The sequence below is a fragment of the Afipia sp. GW822-FHT04G07 genome, from assembly GCF_058800765.1.
Genome location: NZ_JBXAMP010000001.1, coordinates 1778238 through 1803348, shown reverse-complemented (window position 1 = coordinate 1803348; position 25111 = coordinate 1778238). Strand labels below are relative to the sequence as shown.

At 59.6% G+C, this 25111-nt stretch carries 25 protein-coding genes and 1 tRNA gene; 17 read left to right on the top strand and 9 right to left on the bottom strand.

The genetic code is table 11. The annotated features are described in order from the left end of the window. The first annotated feature begins 101 nt into the window (after positions 1-101). The 3 genes from AC1RKJ_RS08815 to AC1RKJ_RS08805 all read left to right on the top strand — a co-directional run bounded on the left by AC1RKJ_RS08815 (position 102) and on the right by AC1RKJ_RS08805 (position 3318). On the top strand, positions 102-932 hold the full coding sequence (locus AC1RKJ_RS08815) for a chromate resistance protein ChrB domain-containing protein (protein ID WP_492790692.1): 831 nt from the start codon (positions 102-104) through the stop codon (positions 930-932). Then, positions 929-2329: a chromate efflux transporter gene (gene chrA, locus AC1RKJ_RS08810; RefSeq protein ID WP_492790691.1), complete on the top strand. Its 1401-nt coding sequence runs from the start codon at positions 929-931 to the stop codon at positions 2327-2329. Before AC1RKJ_RS08815 ends, chrA begins: the two co-directional genes overlap by 4 nt. A 107-nt stretch (positions 2330-2436) precedes the next feature. Further along, positions 2437-3318 carry a DUF1259 domain-containing protein gene (locus AC1RKJ_RS08805; protein WP_492790690.1) on the top strand — a complete coding sequence of 294 codons (882 nt, stop codon included), beginning with the start codon at positions 2437-2439 and terminating at the stop codon, positions 3316-3318. A gap of 231 nt (positions 3319-3549) precedes the next feature. On the opposite strand, the gene ctrA is transcribed toward AC1RKJ_RS08805, so the two are convergent. Further along, entirely contained in the window at positions 3550-4251 is a 702-nt protein-coding gene (gene ctrA / locus AC1RKJ_RS08800) for a response regulator transcription factor CtrA (RefSeq protein ID WP_044414657.1), read from the bottom strand. A gap of 369 nt (positions 4252-4620) precedes the next feature. On the opposite strand from ctrA, the gene fliI reads away from it, so the two are divergent. From fliI to AC1RKJ_RS08780, 4 genes are all read left to right on the top strand, one after another. Continuing rightward, entirely contained in the window at positions 4621-5946 is a 1326-nt protein-coding gene (fliI, locus tag AC1RKJ_RS08795) for a flagellar protein export ATPase FliI (RefSeq protein WP_492790689.1), read from the top strand. Between the two features lie 105 nt (positions 5947-6051). After that, positions 6052-6471 carry a flagellar export protein FliJ gene (fliJ, locus tag AC1RKJ_RS08790; protein ID WP_492792685.1) on the top strand — a complete coding sequence of 140 codons (420 nt, stop codon included), beginning with the start codon at positions 6052-6054 and terminating at the stop codon, positions 6469-6471. A gap of 297 nt (positions 6472-6768) precedes the next feature. Continuing rightward, positions 6769-7317, top strand: coding sequence for a sigma-70 family RNA polymerase sigma factor (locus AC1RKJ_RS08785; RefSeq protein ID WP_492790688.1), 549 nt, complete (start codon positions 6769-6771; stop codon positions 7315-7317). 45 nt (positions 7318-7362) lie between these two features. Continuing rightward, positions 7363-8406, top strand: coding sequence for an anti-sigma factor (locus AC1RKJ_RS08780; RefSeq protein WP_492790687.1), 1044 nt, complete (start codon positions 7363-7365; stop codon positions 8404-8406). Positions 8407-8580: 174 nt separating this feature from the next. Here the strand turns inward: AC1RKJ_RS08780 and AC1RKJ_RS08775 are convergent, their stop codons facing one another. Then, complete coding sequence (locus tag AC1RKJ_RS08775; RefSeq protein WP_492790686.1) at positions 8581-8790, bottom strand: hypothetical protein; 210 nt, start codon at positions 8788-8790, stop codon at positions 8581-8583. 304 nt (positions 8791-9094) lie between these two features. Beyond that, positions 9095-11227 carry a flagellar biosynthesis protein FlhA gene (gene flhA / locus AC1RKJ_RS08770; RefSeq protein WP_492790685.1) on the bottom strand — a complete coding sequence of 711 codons (2133 nt, stop codon included), beginning with the start codon at positions 11225-11227 and terminating at the stop codon, positions 9095-9097. Between the two features lie 294 nt (positions 11228-11521). Here flhA and AC1RKJ_RS08765 point away from each other — a divergent pair, with 294 nt between their 5' ends. The 5 genes from AC1RKJ_RS08765 to AC1RKJ_RS08745 all read left to right on the top strand — a co-directional run bounded on the left by AC1RKJ_RS08765 (position 11522) and on the right by AC1RKJ_RS08745 (position 16263). Beyond that, the gene (locus tag AC1RKJ_RS08765; RefSeq protein ID WP_492790684.1) at positions 11522-12757 is read left to right on the top strand and encodes an MFS transporter; all 1236 of its coding nucleotides are present in this window, start codon (positions 11522-11524) and stop codon (positions 12755-12757) included. A 91-nt stretch (positions 12758-12848) separates the two neighbouring features. Continuing rightward, entirely contained in the window at positions 12849-13196 is a 348-nt protein-coding gene (gene panD / locus AC1RKJ_RS08760; protein ID WP_492792684.1) for an aspartate 1-decarboxylase, read from the top strand. 42 nt (positions 13197-13238) lie between these two features. Next, on the top strand, positions 13239-14369 hold the full coding sequence (locus AC1RKJ_RS08755; protein WP_492790683.1) for an 8-amino-7-oxononanoate synthase: 1131 nt from the start codon (positions 13239-13241) through the stop codon (positions 14367-14369). Beyond that, positions 14366-15007 carry a dethiobiotin synthase gene (gene bioD, locus AC1RKJ_RS08750; RefSeq protein WP_492790682.1) on the top strand — a complete coding sequence of 214 codons (642 nt, stop codon included), beginning with the start codon at positions 14366-14368 and terminating at the stop codon, positions 15005-15007. Before AC1RKJ_RS08755 ends, bioD begins: the two co-directional genes overlap by 4 nt. Beyond that, a complete protein-coding gene (locus tag AC1RKJ_RS08745) occupies positions 15004-16263 on the top strand; it encodes an adenosylmethionine--8-amino-7-oxononanoate transaminase (protein ID WP_492790681.1) in 1260 nt (419 codons plus the stop codon). Before bioD ends, AC1RKJ_RS08745 begins: the two co-directional genes overlap by 4 nt. A gap of 25 nt (positions 16264-16288) precedes the next feature. On the opposite strand, the gene AC1RKJ_RS08740 is transcribed toward AC1RKJ_RS08745, so the two are convergent. Beyond that, on the bottom strand, positions 16289-16501 hold the full coding sequence (locus AC1RKJ_RS08740; protein WP_492790680.1) for a DUF1328 domain-containing protein: 213 nt from the start codon (positions 16499-16501) through the stop codon (positions 16289-16291). 195 nt (positions 16502-16696) lie between these two features. On the opposite strand from AC1RKJ_RS08740, the gene AC1RKJ_RS08735 reads away from it, so the two are divergent. Beyond that, a tRNA-Ile gene (locus tag AC1RKJ_RS08735) sits at positions 16697-16772 on the top strand. Positions 16773-16936: 164 nt separating this feature from the next. Here AC1RKJ_RS08735 and AC1RKJ_RS08730 read toward each other — a convergent pair. The 5 genes from AC1RKJ_RS08730 to AC1RKJ_RS08710 all read right to left on the bottom strand — a co-directional run bounded on the left by AC1RKJ_RS08730 (position 16937) and on the right by AC1RKJ_RS08710 (position 20809). Further along, on the bottom strand, positions 16937-18529 hold the full coding sequence (locus tag AC1RKJ_RS08730; protein WP_492790679.1) for a recombinase family protein: 1593 nt from the start codon (positions 18527-18529) through the stop codon (positions 16937-16939). After that, the gene (locus AC1RKJ_RS08725) at positions 18526-19032 is read right to left on the bottom strand and encodes a DUF2924 domain-containing protein (protein ID WP_492790678.1); all 507 of its coding nucleotides are present in this window, start codon (positions 19030-19032) and stop codon (positions 18526-18528) included. The genes AC1RKJ_RS08730 and AC1RKJ_RS08725 overlap by 4 nt, the downstream gene beginning before the upstream one ends. A 2-nt stretch (positions 19033-19034) precedes the next feature. After that, the gene (locus AC1RKJ_RS08720; protein WP_492790677.1) at positions 19035-19427 is read right to left on the bottom strand and encodes a DUF3489 domain-containing protein; all 393 of its coding nucleotides are present in this window, start codon (positions 19425-19427) and stop codon (positions 19035-19037) included. A gap of 701 nt (positions 19428-20128) precedes the next feature. Beyond that, positions 20129-20467: an integrase core domain-containing protein gene (locus tag AC1RKJ_RS08715; protein ID WP_492790676.1), complete on the bottom strand. Its 339-nt coding sequence runs from the start codon at positions 20465-20467 to the stop codon at positions 20129-20131. A 51-nt stretch (positions 20468-20518) separates the two neighbouring features. Then, entirely contained in the window at positions 20519-20809 is a 291-nt protein-coding gene (locus tag AC1RKJ_RS08710; RefSeq protein ID WP_492790675.1) for a hypothetical protein, read from the bottom strand. A 447-nt stretch (positions 20810-21256) separates the two neighbouring features. Here AC1RKJ_RS08710 and AC1RKJ_RS08705 point away from each other — a divergent pair, with 447 nt between their 5' ends. The 4 genes from AC1RKJ_RS08705 (at position 21257) to AC1RKJ_RS08690 (ending at position 25096) form a co-directional block, all read left to right on the top strand. After that, positions 21257-22201 (top strand): GntR family transcriptional regulator, encoded by a 945-nt coding sequence (locus AC1RKJ_RS08705; RefSeq protein WP_492790674.1) that lies wholly within the window; start codon positions 21257-21259, stop codon positions 22199-22201. Between the two features lie 30 nt (positions 22202-22231). Next, a complete protein-coding gene (locus AC1RKJ_RS08700) occupies positions 22232-23467 on the top strand; it encodes an aconitase X (protein WP_492790673.1) in 1236 nt (411 codons plus the stop codon). After that, positions 23464-23940: an aconitase X swivel domain-containing protein gene (locus AC1RKJ_RS08695; protein WP_492790672.1), complete on the top strand. Its 477-nt coding sequence runs from the start codon at positions 23464-23466 to the stop codon at positions 23938-23940. Before AC1RKJ_RS08700 ends, AC1RKJ_RS08695 begins: the two co-directional genes overlap by 4 nt. A 136-nt stretch (positions 23941-24076) precedes the next feature. Beyond that, positions 24077-25096, top strand: a complete 1020-nt coding sequence (locus tag AC1RKJ_RS08690; protein ID WP_492790671.1) for an ABC transporter substrate-binding protein — start codon at positions 24077-24079, stop codon at positions 25094-25096. The last annotated feature ends 15 nt before the right edge of the window (positions 25097-25111 follow it).

Genomic DNA, 25111 nt, shown 5'->3' with positions numbered 1-25111 from the left:
AACCAGCCGGCCCTAAGGTCTAAAATAGGGCATGGGGAAGCGATCTCCCCACGAGGCAACATGCCCAAGAATCGCGTCCATTCTCGTCAGAGGGACGCATCATGTCTTCCATCAATTCAATCTCACCCGACAAACTCGTCCGGCTGATCGGCACGCCCAAGTGTCCGGCCCTTATCGATGTTCGCCTCGCGGAGGACATCGCCGCTGAGCCGCAATTCATTCCGGGCGCGCGCCGCCGAGACCATGAGTCAGTTGCCAACTGGGCGTCCGAGTTCTCCGGCCGTGCAACCGTTGTCATTTGCAAGAGAGGCGGGAAGCTGAGCGAGGGTGTCGCCGCCTGGCTCCGTCACGCCGGAGCTTCAGCCGACGTGCTGGAAGGCGGCCATGAAGCCTGGGCGAAGGCGAAGTTCCCGGTGGTGCCCGTCGCGAAGTTACCGCCGCGCGATCAGCAGGGGCGCACGATCTGGGTGACGCGCTCGCGGCCGAAAATTGACCGCATCGCCTGCCCATGGCTGATCCGGCGCTTCGTCGATCCGTCCGCGGTCTTTCTTTTTGTGACCGCTTCCGAAGTGGAGGAAGTCGGTGAACGTTTTGGAGCGGTGCCGTTTGACATTGAAAATGTCTTCTGGAGCCATCGCGGTAAACTGTGCACCTTCGATGTCATGATCGAGGAGTTCGGTCTCGACACTGCGCCTCTCAAGCATCTGGCAACGATCGTGCGCGCTGCTGACACCGCGGTTCTCGACCTTTCACCAGAGGCGCCGGGATTGCTTGCAGCATCGCTTGGCCTGTCGCGAATGTATTCGGACGATCTCGAGCAGCTCGATGCAGGACTCGCGCTCTATGACGCGTTCTATCGCTGGTGCCGCGATGCCACCGACGAAACCCATAACTGGCCTTCCCATAAAGCAAAAGTGAAAGCCAAGGCATGAGCGATGTAACGACAACGTCCGCGTTTTCCGCTGAGCGGAGCACTCCGGTCTTTCCAACTCCAAGGGAAGCCTTCTGGGTCTGGTTCCGGGTCGCGATGCTCAGCTTCGGCGGTCCTGCCGGACAGATCGCGGTGATGCACCGCATTCTGGTGGAGGAGAAGCACTGGGTTTCCGAGAGCCGATTCCTGCACGCGCTCAACTACTGCATGTTGTTGCCCGGTCCTGAGGCGCAACAGTTGGCGACTTACATCGGCTGGCTGATGCATCGCACGCGCGGCGGCATCATCGCTGGCGGCTTGTTCATTCTTCCCGGCGTCATCGCCATCATGGCGCTGAGCTATATCTATGCCGCCTTTGGCAATGTCGGATTTGTCGCGGCGCTGTTCTTTGGTCTCAAGGCTGCGGTGCTGGCGATCGTGATCCAGGCTGTTTTTCGCGTTGGCAAACGCGCGCTGAAGAACCGGATCATGCAGGGACTTGCGGCCGCTGCATTCATCGCAATTTTCTTCTTCGACGTGCCGTTTCCCGTGATCATTCTGACCGCCGGGCTGATCGGCTATTTCGGCGGCCGGGCCGGCCTTCCCGCATTTGCTGCGGGCGGCGGACATGACAGCAAGACGTCGACTGCGCTGGTCGATGCCTTGCTTGGCGATGAATTGCCCGATCATGCGCGCCCGACTGTTGCGCGCTCGTTGCGGATCGCTGTGGTCTGGCTCCTTCTATGGCTGACACCGGTGGCGTTGCTCTTCCTGATGCTTGGAGGGGGTAACGTGTTTACCCAGATCGCGGTGTTCTTCAGCAAGATGGCCATGGTGACATTCGGCGGAGCCTACGCCGTGCTGGCCTACGTCGCCCAGCAGGCCGTGGAAAATTATCACTGGCTGCGACCGCATGAGATGCTCGACGGACTAGGCATGGCGGAAACAACGCCCGGACCCTTGATCATGGTGCTCCAGTTCGTGGGCTTCATGGCGGCCTTCCGCGATCCGGGGACGCTGCCGCCGATGGTCGCAGGAACGCTCGGTGGCCTGCTTGCGACGTGGGTGACATTCACGCCGTGTTTCTTGTGGATTTTCCTCGGAGCCCCGTTCATCGAGACCCTGCGCGGCAACAAGGCGCTCACCGGCGCGTTGTCGGCGATCACGGCAGCGGTGGTCGGCGTGATCCTCAATCTTGCGATCTGGTTCGCGATCCACACCGTCTTCCGGGAAACGTCTCCGGTGCGCGGTTTCGGGATGTCGTTCGATGCCCCGCTGCTCTGGAGCGTCGATCCGTGGGCGCTCGCCCTTTCCGTCGCGGCGGCAACAGCGATCTTTCGCTTCAACACAGGGATGTTGCAGACGTTGGCGGCCTGCGCCTCCGCCGGAATGCTGCTTTATTTGGCCGGAGCTCTCTGACCCACATCATATATGGGGTTCCAGGATCGTCATGACGAAGGAGTAACGAAACGAATTCGCATCGAAAGAGTTCGGGCTGGGAAATGAAAACCGAACGGAGAAAACCAATGCGTATTCTCGGATGGTTGTTGAGTGCAATGCTTGTCACCGCAGCGCACGGCCAAGACATAAACTGGAATCAGGTGGATGATGTCTTGGGGCGGACGGCAACCGTTACCAAGGATGTCCATCGCTATGGATTTCCGCGCACCGACTTGAACGTGACCCTCGACGGCATAGCAATCAAACCGGCTCTCGCGCTCGGCGGATGGGTTGCGTTCCAGCCTAAGGGCAACCAGGCCATGGTGATGGGCGATCTGGTGTTGACGGAGAGCGAAGTTAATCCGGTGATGGCCAGGGTACTTTCCGATGGGATGGAAGTGACCGCGGTTCACAACCATCTTTTGCGCGCCTCTCCGGCGACTTTCTACATGCACATCGGCGGACACGGTGATCCCGTGAAAATGGCGATGACAATCCGCGAAGCGCTTGTGCTCAGCAGGACGCCCGGCGTCGTTGCTCCCGCAACAACGGGTGCGCTCGCCGCGCTCGATCTCGACACCGCAAAATTGGATGAGGCGATTGGAGTTAAGGGCCGCGCCGCCGGCGGAGTGTATCAATTTGGCGTGCCGCGGGCCGACACCATCACAGATAGTGGCATGGCCGTTCCCGCAGCGCTGGGTTCGGCCCATGCCATCAATTTTCAACCCACCGGAAACGGTAAGGCTGCGATCACCGGCGACTTCGTGGCTTTGGCCGAGGAGGTCAATCCGCTTGTCAGCGCGCTTCGATCGAATGGCATCGAGGTCACGGCTATCCATAACCACATGCTGATGGATGAGCCCCGCACGTTCTTTATCCATTTCTGGGCAAATGACGACGCGGTGCAACTCGCGAACAGCCTGAGAGCGGCACTCGAGAAGACCAACGTGCCGCCGAAGGAAAAATGAAAGGGTGCAACGCAATCTGCGGCCGCGCCGGGCCTCGCGATAAGGTTGCCTTATCCCGCCCCGGCTTCGCCTTATCGGCCGAAGTTCGCCGCCAGTTTGCCCTATGCGCGTAATGGCTAAAAGCCGGTCGCCACGCGGCGAGATTGTGCCTTTTCCAAACAAAAACCCCGCCATTTGCGGCGGGGGTTCAGTCTGGGAGGTGAGCCGTACAGGCTCCGGTACAACCCGATATCAGGCAGGAATGCGGACTTCCTCTTCGTGAGGCTCGCGCAGCACGTAGCCGCGGCCCCAGACGGTCTCGATGAAGTTGCGGCCATCCGAAGCGTTCGCGAGCTTCTTGCGCAGCTTGCAGATGAAGACGTCGATGATCTTGAGTTCGGGCTCGTCCATGCCGCCATAGAGATGATTGAGGAACATCTCCTTGGTGAGGGTGGTACCCTTGCGGAGCGAGAGCAGCTCCAGCATCTGGTATTCCTTGCCCGTCAGATGGACGCGCTGGCCACCGACTTCGACGGTCTTGGTGTCGAGATTGACGACCAGATCGCCGGTCTGAATGACCGACTGGGCATGACCCTTGGAACGGCGGACGATCGCATGGATGCGAGCGACCAGTTCGTCCTTGTGGAAAGGCTTGGTCATGTAGTCGTCGGCGCCGACGCCGAGACCCTTGACCTTGTCCTCGATGCCGGCGAGGCCGGAGAGGATCAGGATGGGTGTCTTGATCTTCGAGACACGAAGCTGCTTGAGAACATCGTAGCCGGACATGTCCGGCAGATTCAGGTCAAGCAGGATGATGTCGTAATCATAAAGCTTTCCGAGATCGACGCCTTCTTCTCCGAGGTCCGTCGTATAGACGTTGAAACTCTCGGATTTGAGCATCAGCTCGATCGACTGCGCAGTGGCGCTGTCATCTTCTATCAGCAATACGCGCATGCCAGTCCCCTATAGTCGCCGCTCCGGGCGTCAGGCCGGCCGCATACTTGCGGCACTGGAGAAACGCCTTTGAACAACTGATTCGGATCCTGACGACATATGGTTAACAAATGCTGATTCGTGTCTGCAAGCTCTATCGTGCAATTTTTGTCGAATCGCACTAAGATATTGCGGGTAAGCAGCTTTTCGTAGCCTAGCCGTTCAAGTTCCACATTAAGAGCCGGGCCTAACCGACTCCTGCGACTCACACCTTCGTTCTGAAGGTCGAGCGCTCTCAGTCACCAAAGACAGTGACGCAATGATTAACGATGCGGGTAAACACGGGGTTAAGGGACAGGCGCGAAATCGTCGAAACTTAAGGTTTTCGCAATGAAGGCGCTTGCCGAACAGATATCCGACATCGACGGCGTCAACATTTATGGCCGAGTGGTCGGCGTGCGCGGTCTCATGGTCGAGATCGCGGGACCGATCCACGCCATGTCGGTGGGCGCGCGCATCGTTGTGGAGACCGGCACCAATCGATTCATTCCGTGCGAGGTGATCGGCTTCACCGGCAGCAACGCCGTTGTCATGCCGTTTGCGGGACTGGAAGGCGTGCGGCGCGGCTGCCGCGCCGTGATCGCAAATGCAGCCAGCCAGGTTCGTCCGTCCGCGTCCTGGCTTGGACGTGTCATCAATGCGATGGGCGAGCCGATCGACGGCAAGGGACCGCTGACTCAAGGCCCGTCACCGATGCCTTACCGGAACGCGCCGCCGCCGGCCCACTCCCGCAAAAGGGTAGGCGCGCCGCTCGATCTCGGCGTGCGTGCGCTTAATACATTTCTCACCTGCTGCCGGGGCCAGCGCCTCGGCATCTTCGCGGGCTCAGGTGTCGGCAAGTCGGTGCTGCTGTCGATGCTGGCGCGCAATGTGGACGCCGACATTTCGGTGATCGGTCTGGTCGGCGAACGCGGCCGCGAGGTGCAGGAATTCCTGCAGGACGATCTCGGAGAAGAAGGCCTCGCGCGGTCGGTGGTAGTGGTCGCGACTTCGGACGAGCCCGCCTTGATGCGGCGGCAGGCTGCTTACCTCACGTTGGCGATCGCCGAATATTTCCGCGACGACGACAAGGATGTGTTGTGCCTGATGGACTCGGTGACGCGCTTTGCGATGGCGCAGCGTGAAATAGGCCTGTCCGCAGGCGAGCCGCCGACCGCCAAGGGCTACACGCCCACGGTGTTTACGGAATTGCCGAAGCTGCTGGAGCGCGCGGGTCCGGGTATGGGGGAGGGTACCATCACCGGCATCTTTACCGTGCTGGTGGATGGTGACGATCACAACGAGCCGGTGGCCGACGCGGTGCGCGGCATTCTCGACGGACACATCGTCATGGAGCGGGCCATCGCCGAGCGCGGCCGCTATCCGGCCATCAACGTCCTCAAGTCGGTTTCGCGGACCATGCCAAAATCGGCCGATCCGGCATTCTGGCCGACCATCACCAAAGCCCGCCAAACCATGGCGACGTACGCCGATATGGAGGAACTGATCCGGCTTGGCGCCTACCGGGCCGGGTCCAGCCCTGAGGTCGACGAGGCGATCCGGCTGCATGAGCCTCTGGAGGACTTCCTGCGGCAGGCCAAGGATGAAGCGACCGGTTTGGCGGAGGGGTACCGGCGATTGGAGCAAATCCTGCAAACCTTGGAAACGGAACGCTAACTTTGTCGGGCCATGATCCAGCATCTGTGTTTGACCGGGGGGGCCCTTGTGGGGAAGCCGGTTCCGTCCCGCTTTCAGATTGGGACTTCTGGGGAGTACGAGTCGATGAAGTCACGTGAAACGCTGATCCGCCTGAAGAAATTTCAGGTAGACGAAAAGCGCCGAAGGGTTGCTCAGATCGAGGGCATGATCGCTGACTTCCAGCGCATGTCGGTCGATCTGGAGCGCGAAATCCAGCATGAGCAGGATCGCGCCGGCATTCAGGACCCGTCCCATTTTGCCTATCCGACTTATGCCAAGGCCGCGATCCAGCGCCGGGAGAACCTGACCCGCTCCGCCGATGAACTGCGGGTTCAGCTCGAGGATGCCAAGGCCGTGCTGGGCGAGGCGTTCGAGGAACTCAAGAAGGTCGAGTTGCTGGACGAGCGCGATCAGGCGCGGGAGCGCGCCGAGGAAAACGCGCGCGAGCAGGCCGATCTCGACAGCATTGGCTTGATGCGCGCCCGGATCGGGGCGATGGCCTGAGGTCCGCGGCGGGGAGCCTTTCGGGCTCACCTGCCGGGCCAACAGGAACAGCGGACAGAGGTGCTGGTTTTCGCAATCTGTTTCCGTGATATGAGACCCGGGCCGCAACGCCCGGGTTTTGCTTTTTCGCGACTTGGAATCGGCCGAGTTTGTCGCCTGACAAGAGGTCATTCGGCCGGTTGTTCATCCGGCGGAAGCTGGACCGGATGCAGGCAAGGTGTGATACGAAGGCGAAATCGCGACATCGCGGTTTGAGACGGCCGGTTGCGATAGAACGATATATTTTGAGGGAATTGAATGCTGACGCCGGCTGAATTGATCTGGCTGCTTGCATCTGTTGCGAAGGGGGACGAGGCCGCATTTGAGCGCCTTTATGCTGCCACCCGCGCGAAACTCTTCGGCGTAGTCCTGCGTATCTTGAGGCGTCAGGATCTGGCGGAGGAGGTTGTCCAGGAAGCCTACGTCAAGATTTGGAACAGCGCCGGTCAGTTCAACCCGGCGATGGCATCTCCGATCACCTGGATGGTTTCGATTGCCCGCAATCGCGCGATCGACGTTGTACGTAAACGCAGCGAGGCGTCGATTGAAGACGAGCCGGCGGCGATGGAGGTGGCTTCCGACACGCCCGATCCGCTGGCGCGGAAGGAAATGACGGAGGAGTTGAAGCGAATTCTGGAATGTGTCGGTCAACTCGATCCCGACCGGCAGAAGCTGGTGCTGCTGGCGTATTACAACGGATGGAGCCGGGAACAATTGTCGGAGAAGTTCAACACGCCGCTGAACACCGTCAAGACATGGCTACGGCGCAGCATGATTGATATTCGCGAATGTCTCGGGTTGGCATGAATTCGTCGGCAGGGACTCTTTTGAAATAGTTTCGATTGGTATGAAATGAACTACAGCGAAGACCATATCGCACTCGCGGCGGAATACGCTCTCGGTACTCTTGACGCCGATGAGCGCGCGCTTGTCGAAACTATGATGATTGTCGATCATGGCTTCATGGAAGTGGTCGATGCGTGGGATCGTAAGCTCAGCCCGCTGCACCAGATGGTCGCGCCCGTCGAGCCGCCGCCGCATCTGTGGGATAACATCAAGAACGCCATCGGCATTGTCGATCAACCAGCTCAGCCGGTTTCAGAACCCGAGCCGGTCGGGCAGAGCCCAGTTTCCCCGACCGTGTCCGACCAGTTCGAATACGCGAATATCGGTTCGCAGCAGCCGGAAGACACAAGTTCTGTCAGCGCGACACCAACTGGCGATGCCGATGCGCCGGCTGCCGCCACCGTCGCGTCGGATCAAGCTGCGCCGGACCGCGCGGAGACCGCGGCAGCGATGCCTGAAATTATGTCCGGACCGGTCGTCGATCAGCCGTCGAATGTCGTTGCTTTGTCGGATCGCAAACGCGGCGGGTCCAGTGCATTCGGTTGGGTGATGACGGCCGTTGCTGCTTCGCTCGCCGGGGTGATCGCGCTCCAGGCCTATCGTCCTGAACTGCTGCCTGAAAATCTTCGCGTGAAGCCGAAGATTCAGGTCGTGGAGGTGGCCGCGCCCGCAGCGCCGCTGCCCGCGCAATTCGTCGCGGTGCTCCAGCAGAACGCCGCAGCGCCCGCATTCATTCTGACGGTGGACACCGCCACGAAGAATTTCACCGTGCGCAAGGTCGGCGCCACGCCGGAGCCGGGCAAGAGCTATGAACTCTGGCTCGTGTCCGACAAGCTCCAGCGCCCGCGTTCTCTCGGCGTCATCGGCGGCAGCGACTTCACGATCCGTCCTTCGCTGGCGGCTTACGATGCCGAGACGATCAACAAGGCGACCTATGCAGTCACCATCGAGCCCGAAGGCGGCTCGCCGACCGGCGTCGCTACGGGGCCGATTGTCTACACGGGCAAGCTGGTCGAGAGCGTGCCTGCGCTTCCCGCGCAGCCGCGCTGACTATTTTTGGTACGATCTTTTCCGAAAACCGGTTTCCATTTTTCGGGATGCCCCCAAAATCCGGACAACAAAAAACCCCCGTGGGGAGCGGGGGTTTTTCGGTCTCAGACTTGGGGTCTTCTGAGCAATCACAAGGCGACTTCGGGGGGCGGGGAAGAGAGCCTCGTGAATTCGTTAGCGGATCGTCGATAGATCCGAACTGGTCATGACAACTGCTTTATTGGCCTTCACTGCCGGACCGCTGACGCGGGCCGTCTGGGTCAAGCCATTATCCGAAAGGCGCGCAGAGATACCGAAACCCGCGACGCCGATCGCTGCGACAAGCGCAACGACAACGATCTTCAAATGGGTCATGCGATCTGCACTGTAAAACGAATGGTTCATACAAACCTCCCGCCGCCTTTTGATGCGGTCGAACGTTCGTCTCGTTCGCCTGCCCGTGGGTTCAATGACCTCACGTGTTAAGAACGTAATTGGCAGGGATTCGTTTCCAAGCGGCCTTCACAAACGAGTGAAATGTCTTGAACTCCCGAGAGGTCGATAAACCAATCTTGGTTTTCCAAGCAAAATCAGTATGTTGACCCGGTCTATTTTGCCGCGCTGCGGTACGGAAATTTTGTGGATGCGACGAAATGCTTGTCTGTGACAGGAAAGTCGCAGCTTTTTTTACCTGGAGCGGGTGCCCGCGCTAGATGCTTCCGACCGTCTTAAGGCGGGCTCGGGGATGAATTTCCGCCTGCGAAAGCACCGTGGTCTGGGCGCGGAACCGTTCCACCAGCGAGCGCACGAACGGCCGGATCGCGGCCGATGTGACCAGCACCGGCGCCTCACCTTCGCGCGCGGCCTGCTCGAAACGGTCGCGCACCATGGTCATGAATTCCGACAGTTTTGACGGCTGCATCGCAAGGCTGCGCTCCTCACCGGTGCCGATCAGCGATTCCGCGAAGGCCTGCTCCCACTTCGCACTGAGCGCGATCAGCGGCAGGTAGCCGTTCATCGATGTGTTCTGCGCGCAGATTTGCCGCGCCAAGCGCGCGCGAACATGTTCGGCGAGCGTTGACGGATTGCGCGAGAAGGCGAGCCCGTCGGCGATACCCTCGAGAATGGTGGACAGATCGCGGATCGAGATGCGTTCGGCCAGCAGCAATTGCAGGACGCGCTGGATGCCCGACACGGTGATCTGGTTCGGCACGATGTCCTTGACCAGTTCACCCTGTTCTTTCGGCAGGTCTTTCAGGAGTTTCTGCACTTCGCCATAGGAGAGCAGATCCGACATGTTGTTCTTGAGCAGTTCGGTGAGATGTGTGGACAGCACCGTCGCGGAATCGACCACGGTATAGCCCTTGAGCGAGGCTTCTTCCTTGAGGGAGGCTTCGACCCAGGTCGCGGGCAATCCGAAGGTCGGCTCGGTGGTGTGGGTGCCCGGAACGTTGACCTGGTTGCCGGCGGGATCCATGACCATGAACTGGTTGGCCCAGATGCGGCCGGTGCCGGCATCAACTTCCTTGATCTTGATGACGTAGGTGTTGGCCTCCAACTGCACGTTGTCGAGAATGCGCACGGCGGGCATCACGAAGCCCATTTCGGTGGCGAGCGAACGGCGCAGCGCCTTGATCTGGTCGGTAAGGCGGTCGGTGCCGTCGGGTCCGTTCACCAGCGGCAACAGCGCGTAGCCGAGTTCGATTTTCAGATCGTCGATCTTGAGCGCGCTCGAAATCGGTTCGTCTGCGGCAGCTGCGGCGGCCGCGGCGGCAGCCGGTTCGGCGGCGACCCGGGCCTCCTCGACCTTGACGGCGCGGTTGCGGTTGCGTGCGCTCCACGCCAGCCAGCCGGCGCCGCCCCCGAGAAAGAGGAACGGGAGCATGGGAATGCCCGGAAGCATCGCCAGCACCAGCATCACGCCCGATGACATGCCGAGCGCCTGCGGATAGCCCGACAACTGCTTCATCATCGCCTTGTCGGCGGCGCCGGTGACGCCGGCCTTCGAAACCAGCAGGCCCGCGGCCGTGGAGACGATCAGCGCAGGCACCTGCGTCACGAGGCCGTCGCCGACCGTCAGCAGCGTGTAGGTGCGGGCGGCGTCGGCGAAGCCCATTCCCTGTTGCGCGACGCCGATGATGATGCCGCCGATTACGTTGATGAACACCACCAGCAGTCCGGCGATGGCGTCGCCGCGCACGAACTTGGAAGCACCGTCCATCGCGCCGAAGAAGCCGCTTTCGTCTTCCAGTTCCTTGCGGCGGTGTTTGGCGGTTTTCTCGTCGATCAGGCCGGCGGAGAGGTCGGCGTCGATCGCCATCTGCTTGCCGGGCATGGAGTCGAGATGGAACCGCGCCGCGACTTCTGCGATGCGGCCTGAACCCTTGGTGATGACGACGAAATTCACGATGACGAGAATGGTGAAGACGATAATTCCGATGACGAAATTGCCACTCATCACGAAATTGCCGAACGCCTCGATGACATGACCGGCGGCGGCGGTGCCTTCGTGGCCGTGCGATAGGATCAACCGCGTCGAGGCGAGGTTGAGCGACAGCCGCAGCATCGTGGAAATCAGCAGGATGGTCGGAAAGGCGGAGAATTCCAACGGCGTCTGGATGAACAGCGCCGTCATCAGGATCAGGATCGATAGTGTGATCGAGATCGCCAGAAACAGATCGAGCACCACCGCCGGCAGCGGCAGGATGAGGACGACGAGAATGGTGAGAACACCGAAGGCGAGCGCGAGATCGCCGCGCTTGAGCATGGTGCCGATGTCGGTGAAGTTGGGGAACCCCGAGGCTTTTGCCGGGCTGCCCTGGCCTGCCGTTAGATCAACCATCGTTGCCGCTTCCCCACGCGCGTGTCTGTCACGAGCCCCAAAGACTTGAGCGGCGGCCGAAGGGCCACCGTTCCTAAAGTGAGGCACCGCACTGGCATCCACGGGCATTCCCCCGGCTCTGCACGACAGACGACACTCGACTTCACCCGGCAAAATTTGCCCAGTTTATGGTTAGGAAAGAGTTAACGCGGAAAGCAGCGGCTAAAATGCCGCGCTCGGGAGGATGATATTCTCGCATATCCCCCATTCGGAGAATGACTTGACCGGCGGCTCAAGGGCGACGAAGTTGCCCCTGTGCCGGGTTCCATCGATTCAGTCTCCCATCCAGCGGGTTTCACGCCGGACTCACGTGCGGCGTGGGTGCGGCTGGGTATTGCCGTCATCATCGGATCGATCGGCAGCGTCGGCATGTGGTCGGTGGTGGTTGTCATCCCGATCGTGCAGGCCGACTTCGGCGCAACGCGGGGCGCGGCATCGCTGGCGTTCACCTGCACCATGCTCGGTTTCGGCTTGGGCGGCGTCGCGATGGGCCGGCTGTCGGATCGCCTCGGCATCGTGTCGGCCATTTCCATCGGCATCGTGGCCATGCTGCTGGGCTACGTCGGGGCAGGTTACTCTGCTGCGCTCTGGCAATTCAATCTGATGCACTTCCTGATCGGCCTCGGTGCCGCGGCGACTTTCGGGCCGCTGATGACGGAGGCGTCGCACTGGTTCAGCCGCCATCGCGGTCTGGCCGTTACCATTGCGGCCAGCGGAAACTACATCGCAGGCACGTTCTGGCCGACGGTTGTCGAACGCGGCACCGCTTATGCCGGCTGGCGCGCCACGCACATCGCAATCGGGATCGGCTGCACCATCGTCATGGTCGTTGTGGTTGCGATCCTGCGCTGGCAGATCGGCAGCGAAACCGTGCGCTCACATGAAAATGCGCCGCCGCCGCGCGTGGATCTGCGGCTCAATACAAATACGCTGACGATCATGCTTTGCATCGCGGCCGTTTCCTGCTGCGTGGCCATGTCGATGCCGCAGGTTCATATCGTCGCCTATTGCGGAGATCTTGGATACGGCGTCGCGCGCGGCGCCGAAATGCTGTCGCTGATGCTGGCCTTTGGCATCGTCAGCCGGATCGGCTCGGGCTTCCTCGCCGACCGTATCGGCGGTCTGCGTACGCTGCTTGTCGGCTCGATCGCGCAAGGCGTGGCGCTGCTGTTCTATCTGTTCTTCGACGGACTGACGTCGCTTTATATCATCTCCGCGATGTTCGGGCTGTTTCAGGGCGGCATCGTGCCGAGCTACGCCATCATCGTTCGGGAATCGATGCCGGCCAGCGAAGCTGCGACCCGGGTGGGCATTGTGATCTTCGCATCCGTGATCGGCATGTCTTTCGGGGGGTGGGTCTCGGGCGTGATCTTCGACGCAACCGGTTCTTACGCCGCCGCGTTCCTTAACGGCGTGGGCTGGAACGCGCTGAACGTCACCATCGTGGTGGCGCTGCTTCTGCGCGCCCGCCAGCGCATGGCTTTTGCCTGATTTTTCAGTGAAGCTAAGGGTTGACCGCAAGGAACGGGCGTCCTAACGGACATTCGCGCGAGATATTGCGCGCCGCAACCAGAGCATGTCGATGCAAGTCACGCTGATGAAAGGCAAGATCCACCGCGCGCATGTAACGGAAGCGGATCTGCATTACGAAGGTTCGATTTCAATAGACCGCGCGCTGATCGACGCCGCCGGTTTCCTCGTCAATGAACGGGTCGACATCTACAATATCGACACCGGCGCGCGTTTCTCGACTTACGTCATCGAAGCGCCGGCAGGCTCCGGCACGATCGGCCTGAATGGCGCGGCGGCGCGGCTTGCGATGATGGGTGACAAGGTTATCATCGTAGCTTACGCGAATTTTGACGACGCCGAGGCAAGGCAGTTTCAGCCGCGCGTCGTTCTCGTTAATGAGAGAAACCAGAAGTTGTAACTTCTTGTTACCGGTTTCCATCGCGCAGACAGGATGTGATGTATGCACGAGCTGTTCGAGGCGGATTTGCTCGATCTAGCGGGCAGGGGGCGATTGCGATCGCTGCGTGAGCGGGCCGGGATCGATTTTACCTCGAACGACTATCTGGGTCTCGCTGAATCCGATGAGTTGAAGCGCGCTGCAATCGACGCGGTGGCACGCGGCGTTCCGGTCGGTGCCGGCGGATCGCGGCTGCTGCGCGGCAACCATCCTGAGCACGAGGCGCTTGAAGCGGAAGCGGCTGCCTACTTCGGCGCGGAGACTGCACTCTATTTCGGTGGCGGCTATGTCGCGAACTTCGCAATTTTCTCGACGCTGCCGCAGCGTGGCGATCTTGTCGTTCATGACGAGCTGATTCACGCCAGCGTTCATGAGGGCTTGCGCAGTGGCCGTGCCGACCATGTCGGCGTCGCGCATAACAACATCGAAGCATTCGATGCTGCGATCGTCCGCTGGCGCGCTGCCGGCGGCAAGGGGCGTCCATGGCTTTCCGTTGAAAGTCTCTACAGCATGGATGGCGACAGCCCCGACCTCGCTGGCCTGTTCGCCGTCGCCGATCGTCATGAGGCGATGGTGGTCATCGACGAGGCGCATGCGACTGGCGTCCTGGGTCCGCAGGGACGTGGGTTGGCAGCGGCGTTCGAGGGGCGCGACAATGTCATTACGCTGCATACCTGTGGCAAGGCGTTGGGCACAGTCGGCGGCTTTGTTCTGGCACCACGCACGATCCGGGATTTCCTGGTCAATCGCTCGCGCCCCTTTATCTTTGCTACTGCTCCATCGCCGCTGGTTGCTGCGGTCACACGTAAAGCGCTGGAGATTTCCCGCACCAACCCGGAGCGCCGCGAGCGGCTGGCGCGGCTGGTTCAGTTCGCGGGTCATGAGCTTCGCCGCAGCTGTCATATGACTGCTTCCGGTTCCCAAATTCTTCCCATTATCATCGGTGCGGATCGTGCGGCGGTCGCTATCGCGGCATCGCTGCAACGCCGGGGTTTTGATATTCGCGCGATCCGTCCACCGACCGTCCCCGAAGGCACGGCGCGGCTGCGCATCGCGCTGACATTGAATATCGATGAGGCCATCGTCACCGACCTGTTCGGCGCGCTTGCCGAAGACATGCGGACAGCCGCATGACCGTGCGCATCGTTGTCACGGGCACGGATACAGGAATCGGCAAGACGGTTTTTTCGGCGGCACTTGCGGGCGCGCTCGATGGGTTCTACTGGAAACCTGTGCAGGCCGGCCTTGATGAAGAGACCGATTTTGAGACAGTGCTGCGGCTGTCCGGGCTTCCGCGCGAGCGACTGTTGCCTGAGGCTTATCGGTTGAAGACGCCGGCGTCGCCGCATCTCGCCGCGAAGATCGACGGCATTGCCATCGATCGGGACGCGCTTCTTCTGCCGGAGGTTGACCGTCCGCTGGTGATTGAAGGGGCCGGTGGCCTGATGGTGCCGCTAACAGAGAGCGACACATATATAGATGTCATGGCGCGATGGCGGGTGCCCGTCGTGCTGTGCGCACGAACCACACTGGGCACGATCAATCATAGCCTCTTGTCCATTGAAGCGCTGCGCCCGCGAAATATCCCGCTGCTCGGTGTCGCCTTCATCGGCGACGAGAATGTAGAATCCGAGCGGATCATTTGCGCCATGGCGCGCGCGAAGCGTCTTGGCCGTCTGCCGCATCTTGCGGAGCTGACAGGCGAAACCTTGCGCTCAGCCTTCGCATCGCATTTCGATGTCGCCGACTTCCTCAAGGATGCGCCCCGATGACAACGACATCGCCGGTCTGGCATCCATTCACGCAGCACGCAGTTCAGCCTGAAGCCACGATGATTTCGAAAGGCGAGGGGGCATGGCTGGAGACGCCCGACAGCAAGCGCATCTTCGATGCGATTTCATCTTGGTGGGTCGTGACTCACGGCCATCGCCACCCTCACATCGTACAGGCAATCAAGGACCAGGCGGATCGGCTCGACCAGGTGATCTTTGCCGGATTCACCCATGAGCCGGCGGAGAAACTGGCGAGGCATCTGGTTGCGATCACGCCGCCGGAACTGAAGTATGTTTTCTTTTCCGACAGCGGATCGACCTCCGTGGAAGTCGCCCTGAAAATGGCGCTGGGTTACTGGCAGCATCAAGGCAGTAAACGCAGCCGCATTCTTGCACTTGAAGGCGCCTATCACGGCGACACCATCGGTGGCATGTCGGTTGGCGAGCGCGGCGTTTTCAATGCGCCCTATGATCCTCTGCTGTTCGACGTCGAGCGGATTCCGTTTCCTGCGCCAGGCCGGGAGGACGCGACGCTGGGTGCGCTGAACGCTGCCTGCAAGCGCGGCGATGTTGCCGCGTTGATTGTCGAGCCTTTGGTTCTCGGAGCCGGGGGCATGTTGATCTATCCGCCGCACGTGCTGGCGGAGATGAAACGCATCTGCGGAGCACATGACGTGCTCTTGATTGCAGATGAAGTGATGACGGGGTGGGGACGCACGGGCACGTTGTTTGCCTGCGAGCAGGCGGGCATCGCGCCGGATATTGCCTGCTACTCGAAAGGGCTGACGGGTGGTTCGGTGCCGCTGGCGGTGACGCTCTGCCGCGCGGATATTTTCGACGCGCACTATTCGATGGACCGCAGCCGCACATTCTTTCACTCCAGTTCGTACACGGCGAACCCGATCGCCTGCGCCGCCGCTCTGGCCAATCTCGAAATCTGGCAGCGCGAACCGGTGATGGAGCGCATCGCTTCGCTTGCCTCACTACATCAGGAGAGGCTCGCACGGTTTCGCGACGACGACCGCTTCATGAACGTGCGTCAGATCGGAACCATCGCCGCGCTCGATATTGCGGTCAAGGATGCTGGCTACCTCGCCGACATCGGGCCGCGTCTCTATCGCGGATTTCTCGCGCGCGGTTTACTGATCCGTCCGCTCGGCAACACGATCTATCTCATGCCGCCTTATTGCAGCACGGCAAACGACCTCGATCTGGCTTATGACGCCATCGATGAGCTGGCGGGGAAGGCCGCCTGAAGACCCGCTTATATTGTCGTCGGTACTATCCGCTGATGGCCACGAACGCCGACGCCAACCCTGAGCTGCTGACGGCCGAGCTGACGAAATAGCAGAATCCGAGAAGCGCGAGAAATCCAAGAAAAAACAGGCCGAACAGGATCATCGAGATCCGCTTGGTGAATTCCGAAATGTTGGCAAGGCCGAGGCCTCCTGCGATCAGCGACAGAACGAGAAACAGGACAGCCCAGCGAAACACATGTATCTCCTGTTGGTCCTCAAGACTTCTTTTGCTGCGGGGCAGGCGACTGGCTGGAATATCCCTCGAAACACAGGCGAACGACGCCACAGCCCGGGATATGTTCCAGATGATCGGCGCACGCGATTGCCCAGAGGCGTCGGTCATTGTATGGGGATGATTGCACCGTTATTTGCCCCGTTGCGGGGGCCGGCGGGGCCTGTAGCTCAATGGTTAGAGCCGACCGCTCATAACGGTCTGGTTGCAGGTTCGAGTCCTGCCGGGCCCACCACACAGTCCTTCGATATCCGTGATATCGCGAGAGCGACGAGAAAAGCCCGCTGTTGGCGGGCTTTCTGAAACTACCTGTCGCTCAATCGGTCTCAGAGACCAGCATACGGTTGATTTTGGCGGTTTGTCTCTGTGGCTGGAAAATCCTGTTCCCCAGCTAGCTAATCAGGCCTGTAGGCCAAGGCTTCGGTGTTGGGCTGCCCAGAGCTCGGGCAAATCGCGAATGGTTGAGATTCCAACTCCTCTCGGAAGATGTCCGTTCACAGCAGCTTGGACGAGGGTTGGCGATAGAAACGCGAGGGAGATTGTCAAGTTGACTTGCCGCAGGGTGCATTTCTCACGCGACGCGATTTGTTGAGTAGATGTGACGCTGCCTGAGATGAGTTTGTCGACCCAAAGTCGGCCTTGAGCGATCGCCTGGACGAGCTTTGCTCGCGTTTCGGACCGGATCGGTCGTTTATCCATGCGCTGTGATGATTTTGCTGGCGGGATAATTTCTCTGGCGACTTTGGAGGGCGGTTTGGACCACGGAACGGTGAGGACGGAGGGTTGAGCATTACGCGATTTGCCCTTGGCTTCTAGCTGGGCCTTGGTCGAAAGCTGAACTTTCAACGTGCTCAGGCCAACTTCGACACGTTCAATGTGACCGCGGATGTCTGATGCGGAACTAAAGTTTGTCTGCTTCAGGTGCTTCTGAACAGCATCGAATACCAGCTTTTCAATTAGCGGCGCTGGTACCCGCGGGACACTGCCAGTATTTCGGGACTGACCCCGTAGGAGGTTGCCCGAGATGTAGTAGCGATAGCGAACACCTTTTTTGAGCTTCGAGGTCGGTGTCATCCGGTTGCCGCGGTCATCGAAGATGCGGCCCATGAGCAGGGCCTCGGAGTTATTTCTAGCTGTGGCGGTCGCTTGGCGTTGCTGGTCGAGTTTGGCTTGGACGGCGTCAAACAGCTTGCGCTCAAGGACTGGCTTCTGCTCGCCTTGCAGGACCTCGTCCTTGTATTTGACCTCGCCGATATAGAAGCGGTTGCGGAGAAGATGAGCAACCGGTCCCCTGCCGAAGGGGATGCCTCCGATGATCTTGCCGGTCGATAGAGGTCGGCGCTTCGTGGTGATGCCGCTCTTTCGTAGATCCTCAAGGAGCGTACCGATGCTTCCAAGTTCGAGATACCGACGGAAGATATGACGAACGGTCTTGGCCTCGCTCTCGACAATGGTGATTTTGCGATTTTTGGCCCTGTAGCCGAGTGGAACGACGCCCCCGACCCAAAGTCCCTTGCGCTTTGAAGCTGCTATTTTATCTCGAATGCGTTCCGACGTGACCTCGCGTTCGAACTGGGCGAAGGACAGCAACACATTGAGTGTCAGCCGTCCCATGGATGTCGTAGTATTGAACTGCTGCGTGACCGACACAAACGAGACGCCGTGCTTATCGAAAAGCTCAACAAGCTTGGCGAAGTCAGCCAATGATCTCGTCAGGCGGTCGACCTTATAGACGACGATGACGTCGATCCTTCCTTCCTGAATATCAACAAGGAGTTGTTGAAGGGCAGGCCGGTCAGTTGATCCCCCGGAGAAGCCTCCATCGTCGTACCGCTTGCGAAGCTGCGTCCATCCCGCATGTGCCTGGCTTTTGATGTAGGCAGATGCTCCTTCAAACTGAGCATCGAGAGAGTTGAAATCCTGATCCAGGCCGGCATCGGTCGACACGCGCGTATAGATCGCGCACCGAATGGTCTTACGGTGGCTGCTCATCGGTCGGTCCTTGCTTCCTTGCCGATAGTGCCGTCTCGCAGGCCGAAAAACCTAGGGCCGTTCCAACGCGTGCCGGTCATGGCAAAGGCTACCGCAGAAAGGCTCCTGTAGGTCTTCCCGTTCCAGGCAATCCCATCAGTCATCACCATGACGCGATGCTGACGACCCTTCCATTCCCGCATCAGGACCGTGCCGGCTTCTGCCTTGGTCTGCCGCCGATCATGGGCTTCAAGCTGTGAGGCAACGACGCTCCGGGATTTGGTCCCGCCGCTTCGTTCAAGCGCAGCTTTTGTCGCCGCGTCGAGATCGCCGAATGCGTCAGCCTGCAGCCGATAAGCAAGGACACCAAAAAGCAGGTGCTTTGGCAGATGGGAAAGGGCAGGCTTTCGGAAGTTGGTCTTCCAGCGGGCCTGCAATCCGCGCAGATCGAGACCGCGCAACTGCGCGATCTCGCTTTCAATCGAGTTTCTCAAAGACTGCCTCAAGCCGCGCGTGCACGCCATGGCTAGGCCATCGAGCTAGTCACGGTATCTTTGGTCGTCGATGATCGTGCAGCTTTGATGCGATAGAGGCGGTCTTTGCCCGGCTTCTCCGAGGTGAGGTCAAGTTTCAACCGCTTGCGCACAACACCGGCAAGAAAGCCCCGCACCGAGTGCTGCTGCCAGCCGGTTGTCTTCATCATCGCCGCTACTGTCGCGCCTTGTTTGGAGCGAAGCATCGCCAGCACTTTGTCGTGTTTGGTTTCTCCGTTTATCGACGAGGCCTTGGCCGCGACCGAGGCTGGGCTGATCCGCCCAGCGAGCGGCTTTCTATGTTGCTGTGCGGAATGGGGAGCAGTGGCTCGAAGCAGCGTTGCGCCACGTTTCGCGGCGGTCTTCTTGGGTTTAGCTTTTTTCACGAAAATCTCCTGAGATTGCCGCGGCAATGTCTGCCGCACGACCTCGACCCCGCGCACTGGCGGGGCAATCTCAGGGAGCCACTATGGGCGGCTCACAGATGTAGCAATGCTCGAATTGCTCTTCATTGCCAGTCATTTCTGATGTGAAATGGGACGGAATATTGGGTTCGAATCCTATTCGCCCAGCCAACCAGTGCGGCTTTCAGAGAATATCCTTCTTAGATGCCAGAAAAGCCCGCCAAATGCGGGCTTCTTTGACGTCGATGAGTCTCCAAGATACCAATTGTCGAACTTTTGCGGCGCGAATTCCCGAAAGTCTCCGGCTATCTATTGAAAAATTCCCGTTTTCTGGAGACTCGCTCTGGAGACCAGAGAATAATCCACTACACGGTGGGTGAATCAGTCGGAGCGATTTTTAGCATTCCAGACTTCGCCGAAGCGGATCGAGAGACCGGGTTCGAACTAGACTGGTTGAGTTCGAATCCTCGTTCTCCAAGATAGAGATGCCACTCTCCACGGTTTCAGTTGGGGAGTATTCCCGCAGTCGCGGATCACCGGAGGAGGGGCGTTACGCCCGCGGGCAGAGCCGCATTCTTGCCCAAGCCACCGATCAGAAGATCGGCCGTGCCACGTGCAACTTGATCGACAGTCCATGATCCATCGGATCTGTACCATTTGGTGACCCTGTGTGTACCGAAAACCTAAACCCGGACGTAGTGATGTTGAAGTCCGCCAAGGATGGCGTGTGATTTGATGTTCCGGTCCGCTGAATTTGGAGAGATCGACGTATCTTTGTTCAACGATCGATGCGTTCTGACGCTGTTGTAATAATCAGCATAGGATTTCAGAATCCGGCGCAGATGCGCCTCGCCCAAGACAATGATGTGGTCCACACACTCACGCCGGATCGATCCGATCAGCCGTTCGGCGAAGCCGTTCTGCCAGGGTGAGGTTGGTTCAGTGGGCGTGTCCCGGATCCCCATCGCGCGCAATCGGCGTGTGACGATGGTGCCAAAGATGCGATCCCGGTCGCGGATCATGTAGCGCGGGACTTCATTCCACGGGAATGCTTCGGTGATCTGGCGCGCAACTCACTCCGCGGTCGGATGTGCTGTGACGCTGATCCAGACCAGTTCTCTGCGATCCAGCCGCACTATGATGAAAGCGTAAAGCAGGTCGAAACCGATAGTCGGGACAACGAACAAGTCCATAGCGGCAACATCCGGTGCGTGATTACGCAGAAAGGTGCGCCATCCCTGGCTTGGCGGCCCGCACCGTTTGATCATGTATTTGGCGACACTCGGCTGCGCGACCTGAAACCCGAGCTTAAGCAGCTCACCGTGGATGCGCGGAGTTCCCCAAAGTGGGTTCTCCACGCTCATCCGCTGGATCAACACACGGAGGTTCGTTTCGATCTGCGGTCGCCCTCCCAGTGGGCGCGACTTCCAACGCCAGTAGCAGCGAAGCCGGCCCTGTGCCAACGCACCAGCGTCTCGGCTGGATGATTGTAAGAACCTTCAAGATTGATGGAAGCCAGCGATACAGCTGGATAAAAAACCAACGATCGTTGTTCGTCAGCCGTGGCCGATCGCGCATCTTGCGCTGCAAAACGATCAACTGATGTCGAAGTACTGCGTTCTCAGCTTCAAGCCGGTTCTTTGGTGAGGCCAAAATCCCCAGAAAGAAACGTAGTAGCCCAATCATCCCATCAGCTTAGGCGATTCCGTCACCTCATCAACGGGGGATAAGGTTTTCAGTACACACAGGCTTGTCGGCCAGGCGCGGTTGCCCAATGTTTTGGATTTTTTCCGGATTTCGCAGTTTATGTCTTGCATAGGGATATAACGTTATATAACGTCTTATCATGTTATAAGGCGAGGTCATCCAAGGCGCGTGATGGTTCCGCTCTCCTTGAGGATGAATCGCAAGCTAGGTGGGTCATGCCGCAAGTCGATAAGCAAAAGGCCGGTTCGTTGCGGACGTTGTCTCGGCAAAGCCTCGAGCCTCTCTATGAGCAACTGGCCACCCGTATCAGCAATCAGATCCAGAGCGGAGAGTTGCCGGCGGGCACCAAGCTTGAGAGCGAAGCGGAGTTGATCGCCAGATATGGTGTCAGCCGGATCACCGTGCGTCAGGCGATCGCAGTGCTCCGGAAGCAGGGTAAGCTGATGGCGCGGCGCGGCAAGGGCACCTTTGTTGCGGAGAAGGTGGTCTCGCAGCGTCTTGATACCTTGCAGGGCTTTTATGATGCGTTGCGCAGTCAGGGCCTCGATCCGCAACTTCAACTGCTTGAGTTTTCGCCCGATGCCGGAGCGCAGGATCTCGCTCGACCAAGCGAAGCTGATTTACCGGTCCGTCTGAAGCGTCTTTACTCTCTTGACGGTCAACCGTTTGCGCTTGTGATCGGCTATTTGCCGAGCCGGGCTGGAGAGATTAGCGCTGCCCGCGTCGAGCAGATGAACGTCTATCAAATCTTGGGCGAGCATCTCGGCGTTCGCGTTGCGCACGCCGAAGTGACAATCCGGTGTCAGCGGCCTCCTGCGGAGGTGGCTAAATTGTTCGACCTGAAACGATCGGAATCCATGCTTGTGATGGATCGGCAATCGTTCGCGCAGGATCGCAGCGTCTGCGAGGCCATGCGGATCTACATCGTCGCAGAGCGCTATCAGTTCAGCCTGCATGTCACTGGCGCGCTTGACATAGCGCGAGGCGTACAACCGGTCACCTTCGACGAGCGGCCGTTATTGCGTCGCGCCGTGTCTCCCGTGGAATGAGATTTTTAGTCGTCTGGTATCGAGGTTGTGATGAAGCTGAATGCCGAAGAAAATGCGATGCTTGCAGGCGAGTTCGGTCCGGTGCCGCAGATCGCTATTCAGCATCAGATCAAGGTTGGCTCTTTCTTCGGTGCGCATGATTTCGTGCCCGTCAGTCAGGCGCATGTTATGGCGGATACCGAAAGTCTCGGCGAGGCCGGCGTGCAATGGCTTGAGACGTTGGCCGCTGAACAGGTCGGTCGCCATCGGGTGTGCATTCCGACGATCACCGATCCGCGCGGCACTGATTTCACCAAGGCCAGCGCGCTCGGGCAGGCGTCTTGGATGCTGTCGCTGGAGCGGCGCGCGATCAATTCGTTCGTCAAACTCGGCGTCTCGATGACGAACACCTGCATCAACTATCAAACCATTCAGGCGCCCGTGCGCGGCGAACATCTCGCATTCGGCGATACCGGTGTGGTGATCTATTCAAACTCGGTTTGCGGAGCAAAATCGAATTTCGAAGGCGGCCCGTCAGCGATTGCTGCCGGGCTGACCGGTCGCACACCACGTTACGGATTTCATCTGGATCAGCACCGTCGCGCGACGTTGCTGATTCGCGTCGAATGGGCGCCTGTGACGCTGAACGATTGGGGCGCGCTCGGCGCAGTCGTCGGTAAGCTCGCCGGCAACTACTGGTCCGTGCCGGTTCTCGAAGGACTGACGGAAGTGCCCGGATCGGATGCGCTGAAGCATTTTGGCGCGTCAATGGCGAGCTTCGGTTCCATCGCGCTGTTTCATATCGTCGGCATCACGCCCGAAGCGCAGCGGCTCTCGGATGTCGGCGGCGATCGGCTTGAAGTCGCCCATCGCGTTGGCGAGGCCGAGATACGCGCGCTGCAGGCGCTCTACGAGAACAATGAAGAGATCGATGTTGTCGTGTTCTCGGCACCGCAGTTGAGTCTCTACGAGATGCGGGAGCTCGCGAACATGTGCGATGGCCGTCGCTTTACTAGGCCGCTGCTCGCCGTGACCAGCCCCCAGGTCAAGACCGACGCCGATCGCTTCGGTCTCACGGAGTCGATCGAGGCGGCTGGCGGACACGTACTCTCCGGCATGTGTTTCTATCAGTCGTATGCGCGGGAAATCGCCGAGGCCAACGGCTGGAAGCGCCTGGCAACCAACAGCGCCAAGCTTGTGAATATTCTCGGCGGCTACGGATATTCGGTCAATCTCGCTTCGATGGAGCGTTGCGTTGCAGCCGCCGAAACAGGGAGGCTCAAATGACGCAAGGGACCGCAGAAATTCTTGGCCGCTCACACACCAAGGTCTTCCAGGCGCGACAGGCGATGGGAGATACTGTGATCGGCGAGGCGCTCGTCGCCCAGGACAATTTTTCGGCGCGCTACGATCTTGATCGGATCGCCGGCATTTTTTCGCGACCGACCCATCGCCTGGTTGGCCAGTCCTATGTCGGCAAGATTCTGATCTTCGATACCGCCAAGGGCGGCGTTGCCAGCGCGTGGATGCTGCATGAAATGGTCTCGCGCAGCGTCGCGCCGATCGCCTTCGTGTTCAACAGCGTCAATCCCATTCTTGTGCAGGGCGCATCCTTCGCGAATCTCACGATGCTCGCGGGCTTTGACGAGGACATCACGTTGAGCGTCCCGTCCGGTGCGATGGTGGAGATCGACGGCAGGAGCGGTGTGCTGCGGATCGTGGATGAAAAGCCCTCTAGCCGCCGGCCGGAGCAACGTTGATGTGTCTGATCGCGCAGAGTGCGGCGCTGACGCGCGCCGTCCTGAGTGGAGTTTAACATAGCCGCGACAGCGGCAATGCAAGAGCCGAAAAGGCCAGCAAAATTGTCAGAGTATTGCCAGTGAGGAGGAGGCCGCAATGAAACGATCGAATACCGTGCTGGGACTTTGTCTAACGGCAGGTCTGTTGAGTGCAGGCGCGATGGCGCGCGCGCAGGAGAAGCCTGTCGTCCGCTTTCATGAGTATGGAAAGATCATTCTTCATCTGCCCAACTGGGTGATGATCCAGAAGGGATTTTGCGAGAAATACAGCATCAAGTGCGAGGCGGTTACGCTCGCAAGTGCGCCGCTCGCGCAGGCGGCATCGGCAGCGGGCAGTGTCGATATTGTCAACAGCACAATCGATACGACGTTGCAGGCGATTGCAAAGGGCAACGATCTGCAGATCTTTGGGGGGTACTGGAACAATAATCCCTACATCCTGGTGGCGCGGGCCGGTCTTCCGCTCGCTCACAAGAATGAGGGTTACCCCGGCAACATGGCCGACCTGAAGGGACTCAAGGTCGGCGTGACCACGCGCGGCAGCTCGGCCGAAATCTTCGTGAAGGCTCTGCTGAGAGAGGCGGGAATGCCGATCGACAGCGTGTCGTACATTCCGGTTGGCGGGCCGGTGACAGCCTACGCGGCCATCGTGGCCAAGCAGGTCGATGCGGCATTGAGCTGGGACCCGGTCCCGGCGCTGTGCGAAGCAGCCCAGACCTGCTCGTCGATGGTGGATATGCGCAAGGGCGAAGGCCCAGCGAGTTTCAAGTCGCTCAACAGCACGTCTGTGTTCCTGCAGGCGCAGCGTCAATACATCAAAAAGTATCCTGAACGCATCGAGGCCTTCGAGCGCGCGCTTGCCGACGCGGTGGCCTGGATTCAGGACCCGACGAACGCCGACGAGGTGTTGGCGATCACGAAGAAAAATATTGTGCTCGGCGAGAACATCCCCAATCGCGAGAAGGTCTATGAGCTGATGGTGCGTGATGCGATTCCGCACTTCACGTCTTCGCTGGTGCCGTCATCGATCAAGGGGTGGCATGACTTCCTGCTCGAGAACAAGGTGATCGACAAACCTCTTGCCGTCGACACGCTGCTTTACAAATCTGCATCCTGACCAAAGCCACCAATC